The 24,390-nt window shown below is 63.9% G+C and carries 20 protein-coding genes; 5 read left to right on the top strand and 15 right to left on the bottom strand.

The window, feature by feature from the left end; genetic code table 11:
• Positions 1–366 precede the first annotated feature (366 nt).
• Together IVB01_RS15985 and IVB01_RS15980 are read left to right on the top strand one after the other, a co-directional pair.
• Positions 367–540: a hypothetical protein gene (locus tag IVB01_RS15985; protein ID WP_247278050.1), complete on the top strand. Its 174-nt coding sequence runs from the start codon at positions 367–369 to the stop codon at positions 538–540.
• Between the two features lie 117 nt (positions 541–657).
• Positions 658–1,332 (top strand): isoprenylcysteine carboxylmethyltransferase family protein, encoded by a 675-nt coding sequence (locus IVB01_RS15980; protein ID WP_247449156.1) that lies wholly within the window; start codon positions 658–660, stop codon positions 1,330–1,332.
• A gap of 25 nt (positions 1,333–1,357) precedes the next feature.
• Here IVB01_RS15980 and IVB01_RS15975 read toward each other — a convergent pair whose 3' ends face one another.
• From IVB01_RS15975 to flgB, 10 genes are all read right to left on the bottom strand, one after another.
• Entirely contained in the window at positions 1,358–2,065 is a 708-nt protein-coding gene (locus IVB01_RS15975; RefSeq protein WP_247278051.1) for a glutathione S-transferase, read from the bottom strand.
• A gap of 78 nt (positions 2,066–2,143) precedes the next feature.
• Positions 2,144–2,824: a lectin gene (locus IVB01_RS15970; RefSeq protein ID WP_247421825.1), complete on the bottom strand. Its 681-nt coding sequence runs from the start codon at positions 2,822–2,824 to the stop codon at positions 2,144–2,146.
• A 160-nt stretch (positions 2,825–2,984) separates the two neighbouring features.
• Positions 2,985–3,974 carry a Tim44 domain-containing protein gene (locus IVB01_RS15965; protein ID WP_247494687.1) on the bottom strand — a complete coding sequence of 330 codons (990 nt, stop codon included), beginning with the start codon at positions 3,972–3,974 and terminating at the stop codon, positions 2,985–2,987.
• 218 nt (positions 3,975–4,192) lie between these two features.
• Entirely contained in the window at positions 4,193–6,775 is a 2,583-nt protein-coding gene (locus IVB01_RS15960; protein ID WP_247494686.1) for a PAS domain-containing protein, read from the bottom strand.
• Positions 6,776–6,929: 154 nt separating this feature from the next.
• A complete protein-coding gene (gene flhB, locus IVB01_RS15955) occupies positions 6,930–8,009 on the bottom strand; it encodes a flagellar biosynthesis protein FlhB (RefSeq protein ID WP_247421828.1) in 1,080 nt (359 codons plus the stop codon).
• A 13-nt stretch (positions 8,010–8,022) separates the two neighbouring features.
• A complete protein-coding gene (gene fliR / locus IVB01_RS15950) occupies positions 8,023–8,793 on the bottom strand; it encodes a flagellar biosynthetic protein FliR (RefSeq protein WP_247278056.1) in 771 nt (256 codons plus the stop codon).
• A 17-nt stretch (positions 8,794–8,810) separates the two neighbouring features.
• A complete protein-coding gene (gene fliQ, locus IVB01_RS15945) occupies positions 8,811–9,074 on the bottom strand; it encodes a flagellar biosynthesis protein FliQ (RefSeq protein ID WP_011088555.1) in 264 nt (87 codons plus the stop codon).
• A gap of 156 nt (positions 9,075–9,230) precedes the next feature.
• Positions 9,231–9,539 carry a flagellar hook-basal body complex protein FliE gene (gene fliE / locus IVB01_RS15940; RefSeq protein ID WP_247278057.1) on the bottom strand — a complete coding sequence of 103 codons (309 nt, stop codon included), beginning with the start codon at positions 9,537–9,539 and terminating at the stop codon, positions 9,231–9,233.
• A gap of 16 nt (positions 9,540–9,555) precedes the next feature.
• Positions 9,556–9,981 (bottom strand): flagellar basal body rod protein FlgC, encoded by a 426-nt coding sequence (flgC, locus tag IVB01_RS15935; protein ID WP_247278058.1) that lies wholly within the window; start codon positions 9,979–9,981, stop codon positions 9,556–9,558.
• Between the two features lie 36 nt (positions 9,982–10,017).
• Entirely contained in the window at positions 10,018–10,422 is a 405-nt protein-coding gene (gene flgB, locus IVB01_RS15930) for a flagellar basal body rod protein FlgB (RefSeq protein WP_247278059.1), read from the bottom strand.
• Positions 10,423–10,774: 352 nt separating this feature from the next.
• Here flgB and IVB01_RS15925 point away from each other — a divergent pair, with 352 nt between their 5' ends.
• Complete coding sequence (locus IVB01_RS15925) at positions 10,775–11,734, top strand: flagellar biosynthetic protein FliO (protein ID WP_247421831.1); 960 nt, start codon at positions 10,775–10,777, stop codon at positions 11,732–11,734.
• The gene (fliP, locus tag IVB01_RS15920; RefSeq protein WP_247278061.1) at positions 11,731–12,489 is read left to right on the top strand and encodes a flagellar type III secretion system pore protein FliP; all 759 of its coding nucleotides are present in this window, start codon (positions 11,731–11,733) and stop codon (positions 12,487–12,489) included. The genes IVB01_RS15925 and fliP overlap by 4 nt, the downstream gene beginning before the upstream one ends.
• Before the next feature lie 230 nt (positions 12,490–12,719).
• Here the strand turns inward: fliP and IVB01_RS15915 are convergent, their stop codons facing one another.
• From IVB01_RS15915 to IVB01_RS15905, 3 genes are all read right to left on the bottom strand, one after another.
• Positions 12,720–16,448 carry a tetratricopeptide repeat protein gene (locus IVB01_RS15915; protein WP_247421832.1) on the bottom strand — a complete coding sequence of 1,243 codons (3,729 nt, stop codon included), beginning with the start codon at positions 16,446–16,448 and terminating at the stop codon, positions 12,720–12,722.
• A gap of 224 nt (positions 16,449–16,672) precedes the next feature.
• Positions 16,673–17,518: a tetratricopeptide repeat protein gene (locus IVB01_RS15910; RefSeq protein WP_346015467.1), complete on the bottom strand. Its 846-nt coding sequence runs from the start codon at positions 17,516–17,518 to the stop codon at positions 16,673–16,675.
• Positions 17,519–17,644: 126 nt separating this feature from the next.
• Entirely contained in the window at positions 17,645–18,280 is a 636-nt protein-coding gene (locus IVB01_RS15905) for a FecR family protein (protein WP_247278064.1), read from the bottom strand.
• A gap of 378 nt (positions 18,281–18,658) precedes the next feature.
• Here IVB01_RS15905 and IVB01_RS15900 point away from each other — a divergent pair, with 378 nt between their 5' ends.
• Complete coding sequence (locus tag IVB01_RS15900) at positions 18,659–22,813, top strand: VCBS domain-containing protein (RefSeq protein WP_247458421.1); 4,155 nt, start codon at positions 18,659–18,661, stop codon at positions 22,811–22,813.
• Here the strand turns inward: IVB01_RS15900 and IVB01_RS15895 are convergent.
• Complete coding sequence (locus tag IVB01_RS15895; protein WP_247421838.1) at positions 22,780–23,025, bottom strand: hypothetical protein; 246 nt, start codon at positions 23,023–23,025, stop codon at positions 22,780–22,782. The two genes, IVB01_RS15900 and IVB01_RS15895, sit on opposite strands and share 34 nt — an antisense overlap.
• 600 nt (positions 23,026–23,625) lie before the next feature.
• Positions 23,626–24,387: a flagellar protein FlbB gene (locus IVB01_RS15890; RefSeq protein ID WP_247421840.1), complete on the bottom strand. Its 762-nt coding sequence runs from the start codon at positions 24,385–24,387 to the stop codon at positions 23,626–23,628.
• Between the last annotated feature and the right edge of the window lie 3 nt (positions 24,388–24,390).

The following is a 24,390-nucleotide window of genomic DNA, read 5'->3' as shown; positions in this document are numbered from 1 at the left end:
AACCACAGACCCCATCAGGCCTTGGCAGGACAAACTCCCAAGGCCTTCGCCGCTACCAAGACCACCGCGATCCAATCAGCGAATTATTGAACATCGACAATTGCGAGCCAACGGGCCCGCGCCAAGCGCGGCCCGATGGCAGGCTCAGCCAAGCAATCCAGAGTCCCTCCGCGGTGATAGACTGGATTGCTTCGCTACGCTCGCAATGACGGTGGAGAGAGCCGCGCCCCTTTCAAATCTTGCACTCGCGGAAGCAAAGAGAGCGCATCCCACCGCGCCAATTCCCTCGCATTTTAGCAATTGCCTTGAAGGAAATTTCGCTCCTCACAGGGCAGGCTCGATTGCTTCCATGTGTGAGGATTGCGGATGAAGGTTTCTACCGTTGCGCCGCCGCCGATCGCGATCGTGGTTCCGAACTACGACACGACCAAGCAGCAGGACGATCAGGCCAAGGTCAAGGACGAGGATCCGACCTATAAGCCGCAGCCGCCCGCGCCGTTGCCGCCCGGTCAGGGCACGCGGATCGATCAGCTCGCCTGATCAGGCTTGCCAAGGCAGAAGCGCCCGATCCGGTCGATCGAGCCTTTGGTGCATCCGGCCGCATCTTTGCCGGATAGCGGGACCATGATCGGGCGCGGTCATCCCGGGATCCTGCGCATGATCGCACGCTTCCTGTTGCAGAACACGATCTTCGTCGTCGGCATGGGCGCGCTGTTGTTCGCCTCCGCCGGAACGTGGCACTGGCCTTCGGCCTGGGTGCTCCTCGCCACCTCTGCCCTGCTCGGTCCGCTCTGCGGCTGGTGGCTCTACCGGATCGATCCGGCGCTGCTCGCCGAACGTCTGCGGCCGGTTCTACAACGGGATCAGCCCGCCGCCGACAAGATCTTCGTGACTGTCTTCGTCATCACGATGTTCGCCTGGCTGGCGCTGATAGGTTTCGACCGACGCATTCAATCCTCCGAGATGCCGGTTGCGTTCCAGATCCTCGGCCTCGTGTTGTTCCTGGCTTCGACGCTGTTCACAATGTGGGTCTTCCGCGAGAACTCGTTTGCCGCCCCCGTGGTGAAGCTCCAGGCCGAGCGCGCCCAGCGGGTGATCTCGACCGGCCCCTACGCCCATGTCCGCCATCCCATGTACAGCGGCATGATCCTGTTCTTCACCGGCGTGCCGCTGCTGCTGGGGTCGTGGTGGGGACTTGCGATGCTGCCGCTTTTCGCCGCTCTGTTTGCGGTCCGCATCGGGATCGAGGAGCGCACCTTGCGCGAGGGCCTGCCGGGCTATGCGGACTATGCGGCGCGGGTGCGCTATCGCCTCGTGCCGGGCCTCTGGTGAGGGCAATCCACTGCCGTCCGACCGGCTAATTATCCAGCTCGCGATAGCGGCGGAAGATGCCCTGCTCGTTGAAGGGAATGCGGCGGTCGCTTTCGAGATAGGCCTTGATGTTCGGCCGCGCAGCGATGCGGTCGTGCAGGCCGACCAGGGTCGGAATATCCGTCTCGAACGCCTTCATGCGCCTGGGGAAGGCATAGCGGAGCCCCGCGACGATCTGGAACAGCGAGAGATCGACATAGGTCAGTCGGCGGCCGGTGACATAGGTGCCGCCACTCTCGGTGAGAAGCTGCTCGAAATAGCCGAGATATTTCGGCACGCGCTCGCTCCAGAAATCGGCGGTGCGCTTCTTCGCCGCTGGCTTCTGGTCCTCGTAATAGAGCGAGGGTCCGAGCGGATGATGGGTGTCGTGGATCTCGACGACGAGGTCGGTGACGGTGAGCTGGAGCTGGTGCACCCAGAGCCTGCCGCCTTCGGTCTTCGGCGCAAGGCCATGGCGGGCACCGAGATAGAGCAGGATGTTGGCGGTCTGGCCGATGACGAGCTTGCCCGCTTTCAGGAACGGCGGGGCAAAGGGCGGCGTGCCTTCACGCGCATTCATTATCTTCATCATCGCAGCCGTTCCGCCCGGCCCGCGTGCGACGTCGATATAAGCGGCGCCCGCCTCCTCCAGCGCCAGCCGCACATATTCACCGCGGCCCTGGATCTCGGGCCAGTAATAGAGCTCGTATTTCATGGAGACCGTCCGTGATTGCGTTGCGGCAAGTGCAGTACGCAACCACGAACGCCATGACGTGAGAAGGAGTTCCGCGCCTCAATTCGCCGCAAAACAATAGAACAGGCCGTCGCCGCCGGTGCTCTTCAGATCGGCCTGCGAGCAGCCGCCGTCGGGGCCGCGGGACGGGTGAGAGCTGTTCCACGATTTCGAGGGCTCATCGTCGCGCAAGCCCCGTCGATCGAGATGGCCAACCATCGCGGCGCCTTGTGTGCTCGATGTCCAGTTCTTGCAGGTGCGATCGTCCGGACCGCCAAACGCGGTGCCGTCTGGTTGCGATCCCGTGAGGACGTCATGCCGGTTTGGCTGGTCGCCAACACCATTGATCCCCTCGCCCTTCTCGCTGAGCGCGGTCTGCTTGGTGAGGTTGTTGGCCGGGCTGTGCAGATCGGCAACGTCCTTGGCAATCACCGCGCCCTTGGCGTTCTGCCACGGTCCCTTGCCGATGCGGTCTCGGGCGTTGATTGCCGGCTTGCCGTCGGCGGCCTGGGTCGAGAGATAGGCGCGCCAGGTTTTGTTGCCTGCGCCGGCGGCCTGAGCGAGCTTCTGGCAGTGCGCGTCGGCTCCCTCGAGGCCGCCGAGATCGGCGCCCTTGCCGAGGCCGCTTGAGGTCACGAAAAACGTCATGTCGGCCGATTGCGCCAGCGCCGATGGGGCCGCAAGCAAGGCCAATACGAGTGCGAGGCCTGAAATCGTCGAGGATTTCGCGGTGCGGATCATGGTGTCCTCCTGTTGTGGTTGTCGTTTGGCCGCCTGATTTCAACCCGACGCACGCGTGCTTATTCCGATGCGGCGATGCGAGGCGCCCCAAAGAAGAGACGCGCATAAGAAAAGGCGCCGTGCCGGAGCACGACGCCTTGGTTTCTCATGTCACGAGCGATCAGTTGGTCTGCTGGATCGCCGACAATTCCCAGCCGGTGCCCGGCCGGCGGGCGAACGTCCAGATCTCGGTCGCCTCGCCCGGCTGCTCGCTGCCGGCAACGACTGCGCCGGTGTTGCGGTCGACCGTCTTGTCGGTGAGCGCGAAGCGCAGCGCCACCGTGGCGTAGTCCGTCTCGCCTTCGCGCCAGGCTTCCGCGAGGTCGCCCTGCGACAGCTTGACGTTGGTCACCTTGTTGACGACGTTGCGCGCGCGGTTCTGGGCGAGGTCCTGCTCGAAGTACGAGACCATCTCCGGCGTCGCGAGCGTGTGCAGCTTGGCGACGTCCTCGTTCGACCAGGCGGCCTGGACCTCGCCGAGCAGGCGCTCGAACGCTTCATAGTCGTCCGGCTTGATCTCGAGCGGCGCGTTGTTGGCGCCGAAGCCCAAGCCACCGAGACCGCTGCGATAGTTCGGCTGCGGTCCGGGACCTGCGCCCGCATCAGCATTGGCATAGGCCGCCTGCGGCGAGTGACGGCGCTGCCACCAGGACATCGCCAGCCGTACCACGAGTACCACCAGCGCGATCTGGATGATCAGGCCGAGGATCGAGGACAGGCCGCCGAGGCCGCCGAACAGACCGCCGCCGAACAGCATGCCGAGCAGGCCTGCGCCGAGGAAGCCGGCCGCAAGGCCGCCCAGGAAGCCGCCGCCGCGACCGAACAGGCCGCCGCGCGCCGGCGAGGTCGCGGCCGAATTCATGCCTGCGCCCGGCTGGGTGTAGGTGCGGTTGAACTGCGAGGTCGAGCCCGGCGCGGTCGTGGTCGATGGCGGCGCCGAATAGGTCCGCGAGCCGCGCGAACCCGAGGAGAAGCCGCCGCCAGCGCGGGCGTCGGCAGACGAGATCGCCAGCGCGGTCGGCAGCGCAAGCGCCAGCACGACGGCAATCGCCTTGAAGACACTGCGGGAGCGTTGCGAGAAAGTCATGTGCGTTTCCCAAATCCCCGGCATGGGGACGTGCGCTTAAGATGGGCAGACTTCCCGAAAAGTGAAGCGGGTTTCGGAACCTGTGGCTGCGGCCCTCAGTCGCGGGGATGTGGCAAAAGCCCATATTTGGCGAGGTTTGGCCGAGTAAACGGGGGAACGGGGGTCGCTGGATACCGGCGGGTTTGCAATGCGATTTCCGCTTTCTCCCCTCGTCATTGCGGAATAACTGGAGAGGACGCGCCTCATCCCGCCTTCGTCATCGTCTCCTTCACCGCCGCCACGAGCTGGCTGAGCGTGAACGGTTTTGGCAGGAAGTCGAACTGCTGGCCTTCGGGGAGGCTCTTCTCGAACGCATCCTCGGCGTAGCCGGAGACGAAGATGAACTTGATATCCGGGTTCTTCTGCCGCATCGCCGTCAGCAGCGTCGGGCCGTCCATCTCCGGCATCACCACGTCGGAGACGACGAGATCGATCGCGCCGCTCTGCTCCTCCAGCACCTCCATGGCCTCGACGCCGTTCTCGGCCTCGACCACCGTGTAGCCGCGCGAGCGCAGGCCGCGTGCATTGAGGGCGCGCAGGCCCTCTTCGTCTTCGACGAGAAGGATGGTGCCCTGGCCAGTGAGATCGGTGCGCGGCTTGGCCTCCGCCGCCGGTGCGGCGTCCTTCGCGGCGCCATGGCTCGCGCTGACCACGGCAGCGGGCTGCTCGACCTGTAGCTCCGGCTCCGCATGATGGCGCGGCAGGAAGATATGGAACGAGGTGCCCTGCCCCGGTTCGGAATCGACGTAGATAAAACCGCCGGTCTGCTTGACGATGCCGTAAACGGTGGAAAGCCCGAGGCCGGTGCCCTTGCCCACCTCTTTCGTGGAGAAGAACGGCTCGAAAATCTTGTCGCGGATGTCGGCGGGGATGCCGGTGCCGGTGTCGGCGACCTCGATCCGGACATAGTCCGCGGCCGGCATGCCCTTGTAGGCGAGCTTGCCGGCATCGTCGCTGGTGACGTTGGCGGTGCGGATGATCAGCTTGCCACCATCAGGCATGGCATCGCGCGCGTTCACCGCGAGGTTGACGATCACCTGCTCGAACTGAGAGACGTCGACCTTGACCGGCCAGAGGTCGCGGCCGTGGACGAGATCGAGCTTGACCTTCTCGCCGATCAGCCGGCGCAGCAGCATGGTAAGATCGCTCAAAGCATCGCCGAGATCGAGCACCTGCGGCCGCAAAGTCTGCCGACGCGAGAACGCCAGCAGCTGCCGCACCAGGGTGGCGGCGCGCGTCGCGTTCTGCTTGATCTGCATGATGTCCTGGAACGACGGGTCGGTCGGTTTGTGCGCGTTCAGCAGGAAATCGTTCGCCATCATGATGGCGGAGAGCACGTTGTTGAAGTCGTGGGCGATGCCGCCGGCGAGCTGGCCGACGGTCTCCATCTTCTGCGACTGGTTGATCTGGTTCTCCAGCGCGCGCCGCTCGGTGGTCTCGAGCATGTGCACGATCGCGGCTTCCGCGTCATTCTCGACCGAATCGACCGGCGTGACGAAGAACTGGCCCCAGCGCTCCTTGGTCCCTTCCAGCGCCACTTCGACCGGCGCGACGTCGGCCTGGCCTTCGGCGGCCTGGTTGATGGCCGCGATCAAAAGGTGCCGGTCGCGCGAACTGACCGCGCGGAAGATCGACTTAGAGGCGCTGTCGAGCCCCAAGGCTTGCCCAAGCTTGGCGTAGCGGGCGTTGGAGCGCACGACGTTGCCGGCGCGGTCGACGGTCGCGATTGCCATCGGCGTGTGGTCGAAGAAGCGCATGAAGCGCACTTCGGCGGCGCGGTCGGGATCGCTGCGCTCGTCGCGGGCACGGCTGATCACGAGCGTGCGCGACGGCCCCGGCGCGCCGTCGGCGCCGAAGGCAAGCTTGTGATAGAGCCGCACCGGCATGGTCTTGCCCGTGCGCATGCGCAGGTCGATATCGAAGACCTCGGTCTTCACCTCGCCAGGTACCGCCACGATCGAGGTCAGCAGCGAGGCGCCGTCGCCGGAGACGATGTCGGTAAGCTTCAATCCGCCCGAGCCGATCTCGGCGAGGTCGTAGTCGAGCCAGTTCGCCAGCGTCGCGTTGACATAAGCGAGCTCGCCGGCCGGATTGACCGAGAAGAAGCCGCACGGCGCGTGATCGAGATATTCGATCGCGTGCTGGAGCTCCTGGAACACGTCCTCCTGGCGCTCCCGATCGCGGGTGATGTCGGCGATCGACCACACCGCATATTTCGCCTCGCGCTTGCCGGTGCCGAGCGGGCGCACCCGCATGCGCAGCCAGCGGCCCTGGTTGCCGTCATGACCGGAGATGCGCACCTCCTCCTGCTGCCGTTTGCCTTCGCGGGCGGCTTTGAGCAGGCGGAACACGGCTTCGGAGACGTCGGGGTTGCCGATAAAGACGCGCTCGACCGGACGCACGTCCTGTGGACCGGTGGCGCCGGTCAACGTCAGATAGGCCGCGTTGGAATAGACCACATGGCCGCGCGCATCGGTGACCGCGAGCCCGTCGAACGCGTGATCGGAGATGCGGCCGATGATGGGATCGTAGAGATTGCGGTCGGCGAAGCGGATGATGCCGGCGGCGAAAGCGAACAGGTTGAACAGGCCGACCATCGCCAGCACGGCGAGGATGCCGAGAATATATGGCTGCGCCTGCGCGCGCCCAAGCGTCATCAGCCCGACGGCGACCGCGACGAGCCCGGCGGCCACCAGCAGCACGAGCGCGATGCTGCCCGAGCGCGGCGACGGCTCATGCGCCGCAACGGGCTCGCGTGACAGGTCGTGGTCGGTCTCAGCAGTCATTTCACGCTGGCGTAGCCTGTCGGCAGAGAATCAACGCGCTACGGGGCGCGCAGGGTCCTCCCTGCCTGAATCGGACCCGAAGGCGCAAGGGCAGCAGGGGCGAAAGGTACGCTGATTCCCAGATTACGGCCATTTCCGGTACTTTCCGGGCATTTTATCCCCGCCCGGCGCTGAATCCGCGCTTCAGCCGCATGACGTAGCCGATGACTTCGGCGACCGCATGGTAGTGCTCGGTCGGGATTTCCTCATCGATGTCGACGGTGGCGTAGAGCGCGCGGGCGAGCGGCACGTTCTCGACAATCGGAATGTCGTGCTCGCGCGCGATTTCCCGGATCTTGAAGGCGAGGTTGTCGACGCCCTTGGCGACGCAGACCGGCGCCGACATGCCGCGCTCGTAGGACAGCGCCACCGAATAGTGGGTCGGGTTGGTGATGATCACGGAGGCCTTGGGAACCGCCGCCATCATGCGCTTCTTGGCGCGCTGCTGCCGCAGTTGCCGGATCTTGCCCTTGATGTGCGGGTCGCCTTCGGACTGCTTGTACTCTTCTTTGATCTCCTGGAGCGACATCTTCTGCCGCTGGAACCAGCTTCGGTACTGGAAGAAATAGTCGGCGATGGCGACGATCGCGAGCGCCGCCACCACTGCCCCGAGCAGATGGATGGTCATGCTGATGGTGGCTCCGAGCATGGCAGCCGGATCGAGCTTGACCATCGCTTCCATGCGGTGCCGCTCCGGCCACAGGATCATGGCCATGACGACGCCGAGCCCGATCAGCTTGCCGAGACCTTTCAGGAAGTTCGCCGCCGCCTGCTTGCCGAAGATGCGCTTGAAGCCGGCACCGGGCGAGATTTTGCTGAATTTGGGTTTCAGCGATTCGGCGGACCACACCAGGCGATGCTGGAGCATGTTGCCGGCAATCGCCGCCAGCACCAGCATCAAGAGGGGCACGCCGATCGCGGCGAGCACGGCGAACTCGATCTGCTGCATCAGCGCGAGCAGAGCCCTGCCGTCGGTCTTGATCATCCAGGAATTGGCGAGCAGGTTGCGCATCGGCGTCAATAGCCCGCTGCCGACCGAGGCCGAGAAGGTCGAGACCACGAGCGTGCCGCCCGCCATCATGAACCAGGTGTTGATCTCCTGGCTCTTGGCGACGTCGCCACGTTCGAGTGCATCGTCGAGGCGCTTTTGCGTCGGGTCTTCTGTTTGACTCTCCGGATCGTTGTCCTCCGCCATCGATCGATCCCTATCATTTGAGCGGCATCATCTGGTGCATGACACCGATGAAGTAATCCAGATACGTACCCATCATCGCCGTGAGCACCACGGCGAGCACCAGAAAGCCCGCGAAGATCGACAGTGGCACGCCGACGAAATAGACCTGCATCTGCGGCATCAGCCGCGCCAGCACCCCGAGCCCGATGTTGAAGACGAGGCCGAACACCAGAAACGGTCCGGAGAGCTGCAAGCCGAGGCGAAAGGCGGCGGCGAAGGCCCGCGTTGCCAGCGAGGCGACATCGCCGCTCGAGACGGTCTCGCCCGGTGCGAAGATCGTGTAGCTGTCGTTCAGCGCCGCGATCACCAGATGATGGCTATCGGTGGCAAACAACAATGTCACGCCCAGCATGGTCAGGAAATTGCCGACCAGCACGCCCTGCTGTCCCTGCGTCGGATCGACCGAGGTGACGAAGCCGAGTCCCATCTGCTGCGCGATCACGGAGCCGGCGACTTGCAGGGCCGAGAGCGTCACACGGGCGGTCGCACCCAGCACGATGCCGATCGCGATCTCATGCAGCATGAGGACCAGGAGCGGCGCGAGCGAGCCCATGTCGACTTGATAGGCATTGCGATGCAGCGGCAGGATGATCAGCGTGAGCAGCAGCGCGATCGACAGCTTGATCCGCGTCGGAATGTTGGTCTCGCCCAGGCCGGGCAGCAGCATCACCATCGCACCGACCCGGGCGAAGGCGAGCATGAAGGAAGCGGCAAGCGCCGGCAGCAGCGAGATGTCGATGCGCATGACCGACGCATTGTGCCTCAGCCGCCGATGATTCGCGACGAGATCCGCAGCATGTGGGCATGGAGCGAGTCGGCCATGAACGGTAGCGCCAATAGCATCGTGGCGAAGATGGCCAGGATCTTCGGCACGTAGATCAGCGTCTGCTCCTGGATCTGCGTCAGCGCCTGGAACAGCGACACGATGACGCCGACCACGAGGCCGACCACCATCAGCGGCGACGACACGATCACGATGGTCCAGATCGCATCGCGCGCGACGTCGAGGGTTTCGGGTCCGGTCATGACACAGTTCCTTTGTTCAAGTCTCATCCTCATCATTCTGACGGGAGGGAATGTTCTCTCCCCGTCATTGCGAGCGTAGCGAAGCAATCCAGACTGCCGTCTGCGGAAAGATTCTGGATTGCTTCGCTGCGCTCGCAATGACGACGGAGGCCGAAATCAGATCGGCATCTTCATGATGTCCTCATAGGCCGCGATCACGCGATCGCGGACTGAAACCAGCGTGGACACCGCGACGTCGGTGTCGGCAACCGCCGTCACCACGTCCATCACGTTGGCTTTGCCGGCGGCCATCGCCACCGTCTGCGCGTCGGACTTGCGGCCGGACTCCATGACGCTGCCGACCGCGTCTTTCAGCAGTGAAGCGAAGGATTGTCCGGTGGGCTCGCTGCCCTTGCCGGCACCGCTGTTTTCCAGCACGCGGGCGAGATTGGCGTAAGCATTGGCGGCGATTGTCGGTGATGCCATGGCTCAGATGTCCTGTTCAGCTCTTGAGGATGTCGAGCGTGCGCTGGATCATCCGGCGCGTCGCACTGATGATATTGAGATTGGCCTCGTAGGACCGCTGCGCGTCACGCATGTCCGTCATCTCGACCACCGAGTTCACGTTGGGATATTTGACATTACCGCTCGCATCGGCGGCCGGATTATTCGGCTCGTATTTGACGCGGAAGTTGGACTGGTCCGGCTTGATCCTGCCGAGCGTGACAACCTGCGCGTCGAGCGTGCGGTCGAGCGCGGACGAAAAGGTCGGCACCTTGCGCCGGTAGGGCTCGCCGCCAGCGGTCTGCGAGGTCGAATCCGCGTTCGCGATGTTCTCCGAGATCACCCGCATGCGGCCGGCCTGCGCCCGGAGGCCGGAGGTCGCGATCGCCATCGAGCGGGCAAAGTCGCTGCTGTCATTGGCCATGATGCGTCTCTAGCTCTTCCGTTCCGGGATCATGCTCTAGCCCTTGCCGATCGCGGTCTTGAGCAGACGCAGGCTCTTGGAATAGAGCGAGGTCGCCGCCGCGTAGTCCATCTGGTTGCTGGCGGCCTTCATCATCTCCTCTTCGAGATTGACGGCGTTGCCGGCAGGGCGGGTCTCAAAACCCGCATTCTTGTTCTGGTCGAATGCGGAGGCCGCCCCTAGCGGCGTCATGTGAGAGGCGCTGGTGCGGGCAAGGGCCAGCGGCCCCATCGAGCCTGTGACGGCGCCGGTCCTGTCGAGCTTAGGCTCGACCAAGTCGCGGGGCCGGAATTTGGGGGTATCGGAGTTGGAGACGTTCTCGGACAGGACGCGCTGGCGCTCCTGGTGCCACTGCATCTTGGTCCGAAGCGCCGACAGCACCGGGAGGTCGTTAATGGACATCGTTGCGGCTCCTTCCACCCCTTGCGGACCTTGAGATCCGAAGCTAGGCAGAATTTGCCGCCTGTATGGTTAACAGCTGGTTAAAGACATCACAGGCACCGGTTCCCCGATGGACACGACAGGCGGGCAGTTCCGATTCGACCTTTCCAAAAGTGGCATTAACCCAACCATTTGGCGGCGCGTACACGGGCCAAGAAGTCGTTTTGGATCGAGCGATTCATGGGTTATTAAGAGTTGGGGACGGCAAAACTTGCCGTGGAACGTTAAGAGATCGCAGTTTGGGGCATCGTATGCCGGTGGTTGGCGCGTCTGACCACGGGCACGAGAAAAGCGCCATTTGTCGGGGACAAGTATGCAAGGCAGCCCTATCACCTTCATCGTCGCGTTCATCGTCGTTCTGGCGTTGATCGGCGTCGCTGCATGGCTGGTTCGCCGATTCGCCAGCAGCCGGCTGGGCGCCAACACCCAGCGCGGCAGGATGCCCCGACTCGCCGTGATCGATGCCGCCGCCGTCGACGGCCGGCGGCGCCTGGTGCTGGTCCGGCGCGACAATGTCGAGCATCTCCTGATGATCGGCGGCCCGACGGACATCGTTGTCGAGCCCAATATCGTTCGCGCCGGGTCCGGCCGCGACCAGTTTCCGCAGCGCTCCAGCGCTGCCGAACCGCCGCGCCTCGCCCCCATGCCCGATTCCGGCGCCTGGGCCGACGAAGCGCCGCGACCCGAACTGCTCGATCACCCCGAGCCGCAAATGCCCGAGCCGCCGCCACGGCCCGCGCGCCCGTCCTTCGCCGACGAGGTGCGCCGGCCCGCTCCCGCGCCGGCCGAGCGCCGCGGCGATCCCCTGGCCGGCTTCCCGCCCGAGCCGATCGCGCCACGGCCCGAGCGCGAACCACGGCCCGAGCCGCTGCCGCCGCGCATCGCCCGCAGCGAGCCGCCGTTGATGCCGCGTCCGCCGCGCCACAACGACCCGGGGAAGGTGCCGCCGGTGCGCGCCGAGCGTGCGGCGCCGCCGCCGCCTCCACCGATTCCACAGGCGGCTCCGCCGGCCCCTGCCCCGGCCGCCACGAGCGCCGAGCAGAATCTCGCCGAAATGGCCCAGCGGCTCGAAGCTGCGCTGCGGCGCCCGGCCGGCGAGACGGTCGCGCCTCCGGTTGCGCCGGAACCGCCGGCCGCTCCCCCACGCGCGGCACGGAGCGATCCGCCGGCGCCACCGGCCCCGCCCGCAAAGCCGGCCACGGAAAAGACCAGCTTTGAAAATCTGGAAGACGAGATGGCGTCCCTGCTCGGCCGTCCGAAGCCGTCTTCGTGAGGTTGCCGGCCCTCCCGCGTAGAGTTCTTTTTCTTTCTGTCCTAATCGGCGCGGCCTCGCTCGCGAGCCTTTCGCATGCGCAGGACATCAGCATCAATCTCGGCGGAGGTCCGGGTGGCGGCGGCGTCACCGAGCGGGCGATCCAGCTCATCGCCCTGCTCACGGTGCTGTCGATCGCGCCGTCGATCCTGATCATGATGACGTCGTTCACGCGCATCGTGGTCGTGCTGTCGCTGCTGCGCACGGCTATGGGCACGGCGACCGCCCCGCCGAACTCGGTGATCATTGCGCTGGCGATGTTCCTCACCTTCTTCGTGATGGGACCGGTCCTGCAGAAATCCTACGACGAGGGCATCCGCCCGCTCGTCGCCAACCAGATCGGCGTCGAGGACGCACTCCAGCGCGCCTCGGTGCCCTTGCGCGGCTTCATGCAGAAGAACGTGCGCGAGAAGGACCTCAAGCTATTCCTGGATCTCTCCGGCGAGGCACTGCCGGCCACGCCTGACGATCTCGCACTGCGCATCCTGGTCCCCGCCTTCATGATCTCCGAGCTGAAGCGCGCCTTCGAGATCGGCTTCCTGTTGTTTCTACCCTTCCTGATCATCGACCTCGTCGTTGCCTCAGTGCTGATGTCGATGGGCATGATGATGCTGCCACCAGCAACGATCTCGCTGCCGTTCAAGCTGATCTTCTTCGTGCTGGTCGACGGCTGGTCGCTGGTGGCGGGAAGCCTGGTGCAGAGCTACGGGGGGTGATGGGGCGCTCGGCGGCAGCTTCGCGCGACGGATCCTCTCCACTCCAGCGCTGGCCTCTCCCCGTCATTGCGAGGAGCCCTTGCGACGAAGCAATCCAGACTGCCGCTGCGAAAAGACTCTGGATTGCTTCGCTGAGCCTGTCATCGGACCGCGCTTCGCGCGGGCCCGTGGCTCGCAATGACGGAGAATGCGGCGCTCTCACAGGCCGCGCTTCGCGCGGCATCAGTCCCCTACCGCGTCATCTTGATCTGCCGCACGACCGGGATCGTGGGCAGCGAGCCGGTGTGGTCCGTCTCGTCCTTGGCCTGCGGCGCGCTAGGTGCGCGGGCGGTGGCGTCAGGGAAGCGCTGCTTCATCTCCCGTAGGAAGCCGTCGAGCGTATCGACGCTGGCGGCAAGCTTGGCGATCTCGGCGAATTCGGCGCTCGAGGCCGCGGCGGGCTTGCTGGCGATGTCGAAGGCGAGACGGTCGGCGCTCTCGCTCATCAGCGGGGCGTATTTCTCGCGGAAGCGCGACAGGCCGATCGAATCGTCGGCGAGCGCGTAGCCGACTGCGGCACGGATGATGTCGCTCTTCTCGACCGCATTGAGCGGCTTGAAGTCACGGAAGCGCTCGCCGTAATAGAGCTCGATCTGCTCGGCGGATTCGCGCCAGCGCCGCGCGGCCCAGAAGATATCGGAGCGCAGGCGCAGCACTTCGCGCCCGGAGACGTTGGAGACGATATCGAGCGCCAGATCGTGACGGCCGACGTCGCTCTGCGCCCGCCCCTCCAGGAGGAGGCGCTGCTGCCTGAGCTCGCCGGCGAGATCGCTGATGCGGCTCGCGCGCAGCGCGGTGATCGCCATGTCGGGCTTGCGGTTGGCGAGATAGATCATGGCAAGGCGCGCGGCGACCTGGGCGCGGGCGGCGCCTTCGAGGCGGTGATCGACCTGGTATTGCAGAAGCTCGGCGGCCTGGTCGAGCAGATCGACTGAGGCGAGACGATCGGCGAGACGGCGGATCAGCTCGTCGCCGCGGCGGCCGATCGGTGTGAGCTCGCGGAACTCGTAGAACATCCCGAGCGCCTCGACCGGCGGCAGATCGTCGCCCTTTGGTCCTAAGAAGATCTGCGTGAACAGGTCGGAGGCGAGATCCTGCGCCTGGCGCGAGGCTTCCGCGTTCGGCTGGAGCTTCGTCGCGGTGCGCGCCGCCGTGAGCGCGTCCCGGTAGCGCCCGTTCTCGGCATAGAGCTGCGACAGCATCTGCAGCGTCTTGACCTCGATCGCATCGCCGCGCCAGGTCATCGATAGCGTCTCGAGCTCGCGCAGCGCTTCTTCCTTGCCGATCTCGTCACGCTTCTGGCGCAGCGCGACCTCGAGCTGCTTGGCCTCGGCCGCTGCCGGTCGGTCGCTCGAGGCGACCGCGTATTTGTAGTCGTCGAGCGCATCCTTGTCGTGGCCGAGTGCCTCGGCGAGCCGGCCCCGCAGCACGGCGAAGCCGGGCGCAGCTTCGGGCGAGACGCCGACCACCTCGAGCTCGCTGCGGCGCTTGGAGGCGCCGGCATAGTCCTTCACCTCGAGCGCGGCGCGCATCGCGTCCATCGTCACGATGCGCTGGATGTCGAGCGGCAGCGAGGCGATGGCGAACTCGACGTTCTTGAATTTCTCGCGCGCGTCCGCCCATTTGCCCTGGCGCGCATAGGCGAGCGCCTTCCAGAGCTGGGAATCATGGCTGTTGCCGATCACGGGACTGGCGAGGTCCTTCAGGCCCTGCGCCGGCCGGCCGATCAGGATGTTCGCGATCGCATGCATGATCAGCGCGCCGCTCTCCTCCTTGTTGAGGGGATCGCTCAGCATCAGGTCCGTCACGGCCTTGGCCTCGTGATACATGGCCCGCGACATGTAGAACTGCGCGAGGTCGAGCCGCGGCAGCGACCGCAGCGCGGGCTCGACGGCCGAGATCGCCGTCGTCAGCTCGCTCTGGCGCGTCCAGAAATTCTCCGACTGCCCCTTGCGCCAGCCTTCAGGACTGAAGATCGGGCGCACCGCGGTCGGGGCGCGCTCGGCCGAGATGTCCACCGGCGACAGCGTCAGCCCGCCCTTCTTGCCGAGAATGACCTTGTCGGCGCCGACCTCGACCCCGACCTCGTCGGAGTTCGGCCGGATCGCGATGCCGTGCGCCGATTCCAGCAGCGAGAGATCGACCAGGTCCTGCCGCTTGATGAAACCACGCACCGGCCGCTGCGCCGTGACGACATAGAGCGTATCGCCGGCATCAGGGTCGGTGAGCTTGTGCAGCAGGCCTGGATTGGCGAAGGGGATCGCGATGTTGGCGAGCGCAGGATCGGTGATGTTGCGCGACATCATCAGCGGCAGCGGCGTCGCCTGGATCTTGTCGGCGAGCGTCAATAGCCAGTTGGTCTCCTTGCCGACCTCCTCGCTCGTCAGCGAGTAGACCAGCGGACGGGTGAGGCGGATGTGAACCGCCTGCCCCTTGTCGAGCGGCACGCAACCGACCTCGCCAATCATCGCCCCGCCCTTGCTGCGGATCGCCTCGACATCGATCGGCCTCAGTGTATCGAACACCAGCCAGACCGTATCGCCGCGGCGGAACGCCGCCGCAGGCGTTGCGACCTGAAGCGGGAACGTGACGCGCAGGCCGTCGCTGTCACGGCGCACATCGACGCCGGCAATACCGGGCTGCACAGCCGCCGGCCCCTGCGCAGGAGCAGCTTTCGGAGCTTCCTTGACGGATTCCTTGGCCGGCTCTTTCGCAGCTTCCTTTACAACCTCTTTCGGTGCTTCGGCAGGGGCGGCTTCGGCAACGTGCGGCGCCGGCTTCGAGGCTTCCATGGGCGCTGCCGGAGCGTGCGCAGCCTCAGTCGCGGGCACCGGTTTCGGCGCTTCGACCGTCGGCATCGCGGCGAGCCCTTCCGGCTTCACCTCGGGCTTGACGTCGGGCTTTGCCTCTATTCTGGCTTCACGCGCGATCGTCTCGGACGTCGGCGGCACGATGTCGCGATGAGCGTCCTTCGGCTTCTCGGCCGCCGGCTTTTCAGGCGCAGGCGCAGGTCCGTGAGATGCGGGCTTGACCTGCGCGATCGCCGCCTCGGGGGTCGCCGCCGCTCTGCCCCTGTCCGGCTGGAAGGCGATGTCGACAATATAGTTCTTCTCGTCGCGGAACGAGTGCACGTCGGAATCGCCGATCAGAGCGATCTCGACACTGGTCTGGTCGATGTCGGCCTTCTGCTTGATCGAGGCGACGTTCGGCGGCGCAGCAACGACCGCATCCGCCAGATCGAAATTGAGGTTGGCGTTGAACGCGAGCGTGAGCTTCTGCTCGTTGAGCACGGAGGACACGCCGACGCCGTCGGGCATCTCGAACACGAAGCGGACGAAGGTCGGCTGCACCGAGGCGCGGACGCGGATCTGCGGACGCTTCTTGGCCTCGGCCGCGGCGCGCTGGGCGCGCAGCGCACGTTCGGCGACGCGCGCGCGCTCGGCCAGCTCCTTGACCACCTCCATCGGCAGGCTCGGCGGCGGCCCCTTCCAACCCTCCGGCAACAGGTCGATGAAGGTGCGCTCGCCGGCATTCATGGTGTTGACGGTGACCCGGCGCGCCAGCGACAGGCGGATGGCGCCGCCATCGGGATCGCGCCGGGCGGAGTTGACGTAGTCGGGCGCGCCTTCCGGAACGCGGTCGACGGGAACGTCGACGGACCGGTCGAAACGGATCACGAGAATGGAGCCGGCCGTCGTCACCTCGGAGGGAACGTCCTCGCCGAGCTTGATCACGAGACGGGCAAAACCGCCACCGGCGGAAAAGCTCGCTTCGCCCCTGACAGGATCGGCCGCCCGGGCAGGCGCAGCGAAACCGATCAGCAGGCAGGCCGCGAGCACCGCGTTGCGGATATGACGCGACAGCCCCAGCGCCAGGGCGCGGGCTCGCGATACAAATCCAGCGGCAGCCTTTCGCGCCATTAGCGGCATTTCTTCCGGTCTGACAATCCATGCCGGCAATCGCGCCGGCCGGTGCCGTCGACTGTAGGTCTCGCCAATTAAGGACTTGTTAATGCTATATCTTGATTTGCTGTGGAGAGAGCACGCCTCGTCAAATCGAGCGTGGGCGGTCCGCCAGCTTTGGATTTGAGACGCAGGCGGTTAAGGAATTGTTCACACCTGCCCAACTGCGCTGCCGCCACCAGTCAATCGTTCGAGGGCACTCCATAGCGGGCAAAGTCCTCGCGGATTCCAGCGTCGATTCTTCTTGCCGCCGAAATATCGCTATCGCCGCCAGCTCTGTCGCCGAGCTTGAGTCTGGCAACCCCGCGGCCGTAGAGCGCGCTCGCAAGCTTGGGCATGAACCGCAGCGCCGAGTTGTAATCATCGATAGCCGCGGAGAGTTGCCCCATTTTCAGGTTTATCAGAGCTCGCGAATCGTATGTTGCGGCGTTGTTTGCTTCGAATAGAAGCGCTCTGTTGCAGTCTTCCAGCGCAGCCTGCAAAGCCCCGAGGACGGCCCGGGCCCAACAGCGTCCGCTCCACATCGCCTCGAGATTCGGATCGAGGCGAATTGCCTCGTCATAGTCCTGCGCTGCACGGTCGTACGCATTCCTCTTCAGGTAGGCCGCCGCACGGTTGGCAAAAGCAGCGGCATAGTTCGGGTTGAGCTTGAGCGCCTCCTCAAAAGCGCCAAGGGCCAGGTCGTACGCGCCCGTTCTTAGATAGGCCACGCCGAGGTTGTTGAAGGCTTTCGGATAATTCGGGTTAAGCCTGGTCGCTTCAACGAAATCCTTGATCGCCCGTTCATAGTTGTTTTTGGCGCTGTAGGCATTGCCCCTGTTGTTGTGGGCGACAGCGAAGCCGTTCGCCGTCCCATCGCCGGCATCGATAAAGGCCGTGCAACCATCGATCCGAGCTTCGGGCGACACGCGGTCTGAGCCGTTACACAGTTCAACATTCTTCAGGGAGCTGCCCTTCTTCGGCTTCTGCGCCCAGCCCGACGAACCGGACAGCACAAGGATAACAATGAGCATCACGGCCTTGATCAAACTGGCTCTTGCGGTCATTTCCACACCAGGCGTCCGACTCCGACAGCGAGCGAAGCGCTAATCCTGATCTCTCTGCCCGGCCGGCGCTGCGCGCGCATTACCGCGGCTTCGGGCCAAGCAAAGTTCTCAGCATCCCCGACAGATGTTGAGCCTGCGATTGCTGCTTCGATCAGGCTCCGGCGCCGCGGATGTCGCCGGCTTCTTCAGGAGCTTACTTTTGCCCTCTTCGATCAGGGTCGAAAACTTGACCGACCCATCATCCGAAATCTCGATATGCGGCGTCGTGCCTCGGATTCCCAGCGTGGCGACGGGAGTCTCGACCTTCATGTCGCCGGTCTTTGCGACACTGCCAGCAACGAACGTGAACGTGCCCCTGGCGAGATTGAACAGGGTTGCATTGGAATTGCCGGCCGGCTCATACACATAATGATCCAACACCATACGGGCGTTGCTCGATAGATTGAACGAGCTGCCGTCGGTGAAGTTGATTCCCACTCGGCCATCGGCCCCGGTCAGCACCACATCACCGAGATATACAGGATCACCGGTGTTGGCCCGGCCGGGCTCACTCGAGACATTCGCCTGAACGACCACTGCGCTCGCATGCTCGATGGTGACCCAGCCTGTGGCCACCACCACCTTCCCAATCGGTTTCGATGACGAGGTAGCAAGGGCGGGCTTGGCGGAATCGATTTGCCCTCGAGCCGCACTCGGCAAGAAATTGGCAAGCGCCAAAACAAGGCCGGTTGCCAAAGCGACCATCGTAGGTTTGCACATGATCCCCCCTTTCTGAGAAGATCTTGTCGGCATCGGCGGCGCATTGAAGCCGCGAACGCAGCACAACAAATATAATTGTTGTTTAATTAGTTTAATTGACTTAATTTATATCCAATATTGCGAAAGCGCCACCTATTTAAATCGTTTGTCAATGCAATCACTTTGGCGGGAGGGGCATGTCGGGAATGACAGTACGGCATCGCCGTCCCCGAGAATGCGTCTCTCTCTAGAGCGGATTTGATTATTTCGGCGGGCGAGCCTCGGCTGCCAGCGCCTGGGATATCTGTCCCTTGGCGAGGGTCGCCCTGAGAAGACCATGGCAGCACGCCGAGCCTGAATCGATCACCCAGGCGAGGTCGAACGATGTTAGTTGCATCCGGCATCGAGGTTGGTAACGGGGCCGCCGTGGCCCTGCCCGTCGAAATCATCGGCCATATTCATAAAGTGATCGGTTGCGGTACGCTTACGCGAGCGACCGGCATCGCCACACAGGCGGTAGCTGGTGCGCTTGTCTACCGGGGCGACGTGCTGGAGACCGATGCCGACGGACAGATCACAATTGGCTTCCTCGACGGTACTTTCTTCAACATCGCCTGCGGCACTCGCGTAGTGCTGAGCGAGTTCGCCTTCGACGTCGAAGGCATGTCACCTGCAGCCTTGTTCGACGTGACCCGAGGGAGCTTCAGTTTCGTACCAGGCCGGCTAGTAGAAACCGGGTCATTCCAGCTGAATACCCCCATCGCAGCCATTCGCGCCCGGAGCCACGCGGGCGGCTTCGGGATGCTGACGCTTGCGGCATTGACTTTCTCGACCGCGCAAAATGCCGAGGCCGCGGATCCAGATGTCACATTCTTGGATGACGATTCCATCACTTACAAGGACCTCGCGCACGGTGCATTTGAGCTCGTGACCAAGGAACCGATCCCGCGCCACATCATCGTCGAGGATCCGGGCGAGACGATCGTCCTCAAGAAGGTGGGATCCACCATCAGCGTCAATCAAGTCGCGAACACCGCCGCTCGCATGGACGAGTTGCGCGCCGCGCAACAGGATGTGCTCGCCAATCTCACACAAGGGCAAGGGCCGCATGGCTCGAGCACCCCTCCGTTCGTCAAATCCCAGCCGCTGCAGCCGATCAACTTCGTTCCGCCTGATACGCCGGAGCTGCAGACTTTGCCGATTGTGTTGCCCTTCGCCATTCTGGAGCCTGTGGGACGTCTACCGCCGACGCTCAGCACCGGGGCTGGGCCAGCTGAACGCGACACGGTGGTGTTTGACACATTCACTGCGACAACAGGAACTTTCAGTGCCAGTAGCACCAACGGCGGCGGCCAGCTGACTTTCGGTGTCATCGGGGCGAACGCCGCTCATACGGTCCTGGATGGGGTGACGTACGATCTGTCGAAGACAAGCCCCTACGGGATACTCTACGTCAACAGCACAAGCGGCGCCTATACGTTCGTGCCTAACGACGCTGCGATCAACGCGCTGAAGGCGCCCACGACTGACGGTTTCGTTATCACGGTCTCTGATGGATTCACCTCGGTCAATCAGACGTTCACGGTCACCATTAACGGTGTCAACGACGCTGCAGTGATCTCCGGCACCACGACCGGTTCGATCATCGAGGCTGGCGGTATCGCGAATGGAACGCCCGGCACGCCGATTGCGACCGGCACCCTTTCCGATACCGACGTCGACGATCCGCCCAATACGTTCACGGCCGTGAGCTCGCCAACGACGAGCGCCGGCGGCTATGGCACTTTCACGATGACGGCGGCCGGCGTGTGGGTCTACACCTTGGACAACGCCAACGTCGCTGTGCAAGCGCTCAATGCCGGCGAGACGCTGACCGACAGCTTTACGGTGACCACGATCGGAGGCACCGCCCAGGTAGTGACGATCACCATCCACGGAGCCAGTGACGCGGCGGTCATTTCCGGCACGACGACCGGCGCAGTGATCGAGGCTGGCGGCATCGCCAATGCAAATCCCGGCACGCCCACCGCGACCGGCACGCTCATCGACACCGATGTCGACACGACCGCAAATGCTTTCACGGCAATCGGCTCGCCAACAGCGAGCGCAGCCGGCTACGGCAACTTCACCATGACGGCAGCGGGCGTGTGGACCTACACGCTCGACAACACTAACGGCGCGGTGCAGGCGCTCAATGCCGGCCAGACACTGACCGACACGTTCACCGTGACCACGCTGGACGGATCCGCCCAAGTAGTGACGATCACCATTCACGGCAGCAACGATGCTGCCGTCATTTCCGGCAACACCGCCGGCTCGGTGACCGAGGCCGGAGGCGCTTCCAACGCGACACCCGGCACGCCGAGCGCAACAGGCACGCTCGTTGCGATCGACGTCGACAATACGTCCAATACCTTCACAGCTGTGAGTTCGCCCAAGGCAAGCACGAATGGGTATGGCACCTTTACGATAACCGCCGCCGGCGTGTGGACCTATACGCTCGACAACGCCAACGGCGCGGTGCAGGCGCTCAATGTCGGCGGCGCGCTCACCGACAGTTTCTCTGTCACAACCCTCGACGGCACGCCGCAGGTGGTGACGATCACTATTCAGGGCAGCAACGACGCGGCTATCATTTCCGGCACCACGACCGGCTCAGTGACCGAGGCAGGAACTTTCTCACCCGGCATTCCGATCGCGACCGGCACGCTCACCGATACAGACGTCGACAACGCGCCGAACACGTTCACCGCAGTCTCCTCGCCTGCTGCGAGCGACGATGGATATGGCACGTTCACCATGACGGCGGCCGGCGTATGGACTTACACCCTCGACAACAACAACAGCGTGGTTCAGGCGCTCGAGGTCGGCGACCCGTTGACCGACACTTTCACCGTAACTGCCATCGACGGTACCAGGCAGGCGGTGACCGTCGCCATCCATGGCGCCAGTGACGCAGACCCGAATGACTTTGATTATCTGGCCACCGGATCTGTCGTGATCTCCGATCCACCCAACGTGTATGGGACGCCGGGGCCCGAAACCATCGCGGGCGGCGGCGACACAGGTCAGATCATCTACGCGGGGGCCGGCAATGATACCGTCAATGGCACCGGCAAAGCGGACGTTCTCTATAGCGGCTCCGGCAATGACACGATCAAAGGTAACGACGGGGATGACGCCATCTACGGGGGCTCGGGCAACGATACAATCAACGGCAACAACGGCGGCGACACCATAACTGGTGGATTTGGTGCGGACCAACTCACCGGCAGCAATGGGAACGACCGTTTCGCTTATTTGTTCGTAGCCGATTCCAACGCAAGCCAGTTCGACACCATCACCGATTTCGCATCGGGGTCCGACAAGATCGACTTGACCGCTCTTGGCGCGCTTGGGTTCGTCATCTTGGCCTTGAGCTCAACCAGCACGGCCGTGCCGGCACATACGATCGCCTGGCTCTATGACAGCGCGGCGAATGAAACCATCGTGTACGTCAATCCAACGGACCAGACCCTGCACATCGGCGATTCCGGTCTGCTCGAAATCCATTTGCAGGGGATTGCAACCATCGACGCGTCGGACTTCCTCTTGGCGCCAGCTGCGGCACCTGTGATGGCGGCTGCCAGCGAACCGCTCGACCTCAGCGCAACCGCGCAGAGTGACGCGACGATGATAGCCACTTCCGAGGTCTCGTCCGATTCCGGGAGCGGCGACGGCACGCTATCCGCCAATGGGAGTTCCACGATCCCCTCAAGTGAGGCGACCTACAGCCTGAATTGGAGCTGGGACCAGATCGGACCGACCGAATATTCCAGCCTCTCCAGTTCAGACGACGTGCAAACGCACCTGACCGAACCGCCCCGCAATGACGCATTAGCTCCCTCAGCCAGCGGACTGTCTACGATCTTGCACCACATGGCCGCACCGACGGAGGTCACTTTTATCTTCGATCAGATCGATGTGGCCGACACGGAGACTATCATTGGCAAGAATGGCGAGCTCGCCGGAAGTGCCCACATGCCTGATGTTGCTCTTGCAGCACTGGACATGGCCCACAACCCCGCTGAACAGCACGCCGGGCTTGCGCTGGGGAGCGTTGCCGGGAATCATGGCGCCGCGAGGTCGGAAAACGCTGACAATGCCGCTCTTGCTCACGGCCACACCGGCCATGACGGCGCAGACACGACGCCCAACCCGAGCCTGCTGAAATCGGCTGGCGGCGTCAATCATTCGCCCTCAAGTAAAGCGGCCGACGAGGAGCATGATCCGCACCATGCACCGTCTGGGTCAGCGCCTGCCGATCCCCAGCAGCTCGGCGAATCATTCGAATTCAAGGATGACACTTCACACGGCCGGCGGTCACTGCCCAACGCAGAGCTCGATGATCTTTCTAACCCGGCCGATCATCACGACCACGCTGGAGGGGCCCACGGATCCGAGCTGGTGGCTATGCCTGAACTGTCCCCGCCAAATATTGATCCAACTGACCGGGCAGGTACAGCTCACGGCCACGTGCTGCACGATCTGATCGTGTGACGCCCAACTGCGTCTTCAGTGCTGTTTCCGGTGCCATCCGGCGCGGAGGAGTTCTGTTGATCGAGAGAAGATTCATCATCGTTGCCGTCGACTCCTTCGGGCGGCGCTGCATGCTGATGGCTTAGCGCCGATATCCAGGCGGACGTCATCGCCGCTATGAGGACCCGGTTGACGGCCTCAATTACGCGTTCTGCTGCGGACGAGTAGTTCATGGCCTCCTCCTCCCGCGCTGCTGATTGCGAATGGCCCAAGCCTACGACGATCCCTCGAGTGCCACTGTCCGCTGCTTCACACCCGCGCGCGTCAACTCACCGCAGTCTCAGAAGATGCCGCGTGCGGCAGCTGCACCCGCGACGGGAGGTTGATGTGCTGCATTGATGAGTTGCTGAGCGCGCGCACTCACAACCTTGGAGGCGTTGCGCTTCGCACGCGACTCTGAATCAGATGTGATCTCGGCGATGCGAATCGATTGGTTAGCTTTGGGGGTAATCAATGAGCGGAGAAGCCGGTTGCATTGTGTGTAGCAGGGCAAGAGCGGTCGTAGCGATCGTTCCGATTGCCAGAGGATATGCCCTGAAAGTATATGAATGCTCCTGTTGTCATAGCACGCTGCAGCTCGTGACTCGCGTCACGAAGGCCGCGCTGATCAAGCAGCAGCTCAATACTCTTCCTCGCGTTGAGAAGCAGTTGCGCCCGCCTGTTCGCAGGGTGCAACAGGCGCTTGCAAACTAACCAAGCAAGGGCGTCTCGCTGGGCTGCAGTCGGACAACCGCGCGAACGCAGGTTGCCAAAGCACGCTTCGCCTCGCGCCCTCAATTCGGCTTTTGCGTCGGCTTGCCGTCGATCTTGGGCAGATCGCCGGCCGAGGCGGACTGATCTCCGCCGCCATTGGCCCGCCGGGCCATCTCGACGGTGAGCCGCTCGGCCGCCTCGGGCGACATCAGTCCGAGGATGTCCGACATCTTGCGCGGCGCGATGGCCGAGGCGATCTCGATCAGCACGCCCATCTCGAGCCGGTCGAACACCCGCGCGGCATCCTTCGGCTTCATGCCCTCATACATGGTGACGAGGCCCTTCATGCGCTGGGCTTCGGCCGCCTTCTGCTCGGCCTGGGTTGCGGAGATGCGGGTCTCCACCGCCTTCATCTCCTCGACCTTGTTCTCGATGCGCTTCTCGGCCGACTTCAGCAGGCTCTCGCGAATGTCGATCTCGCGCTGGCGGGCCTCGATCTCCTGGCGGCGCGCCTGCAATCGCTCGAGGATCGCGCGCTCGGCGGCCGAGACCTGCGGCTGGGCCTCGTCCATCTTGATCACGGTGCCTTCGGGCTTGCTTTCGGGAGCAGCCGGCTTCGGCGCCTCCTTGGGCGCGCCATGAGTCGATCCGGTGATGTCAGGATCCTCGCGACCGGTTGGGAAGTTCAGATTCTCCTGCGCCCAGGATTTCTTGGCTTGGTTCGGATTGTAGTCGAACACATAGCCGCCATTGATCGCGAGGCCCGCGACCTTCAGCGTGGCGAGACCTGCGACGGCCACCAGAACGACGGGGATGACGCGGATGTTACGAAAGGACTTCATACC

This window comes from Bradyrhizobium sp. 164 (assembly GCF_023073715.1).
Taxonomy (GTDB): domain Bacteria; phylum Pseudomonadota; class Alphaproteobacteria; order Rhizobiales; family Xanthobacteraceae; genus Bradyrhizobium.
The sequence above is the reverse complement of the archived record's forward strand: the minus strand, read 5'-3'. Positions and strand labels throughout refer to the sequence as shown.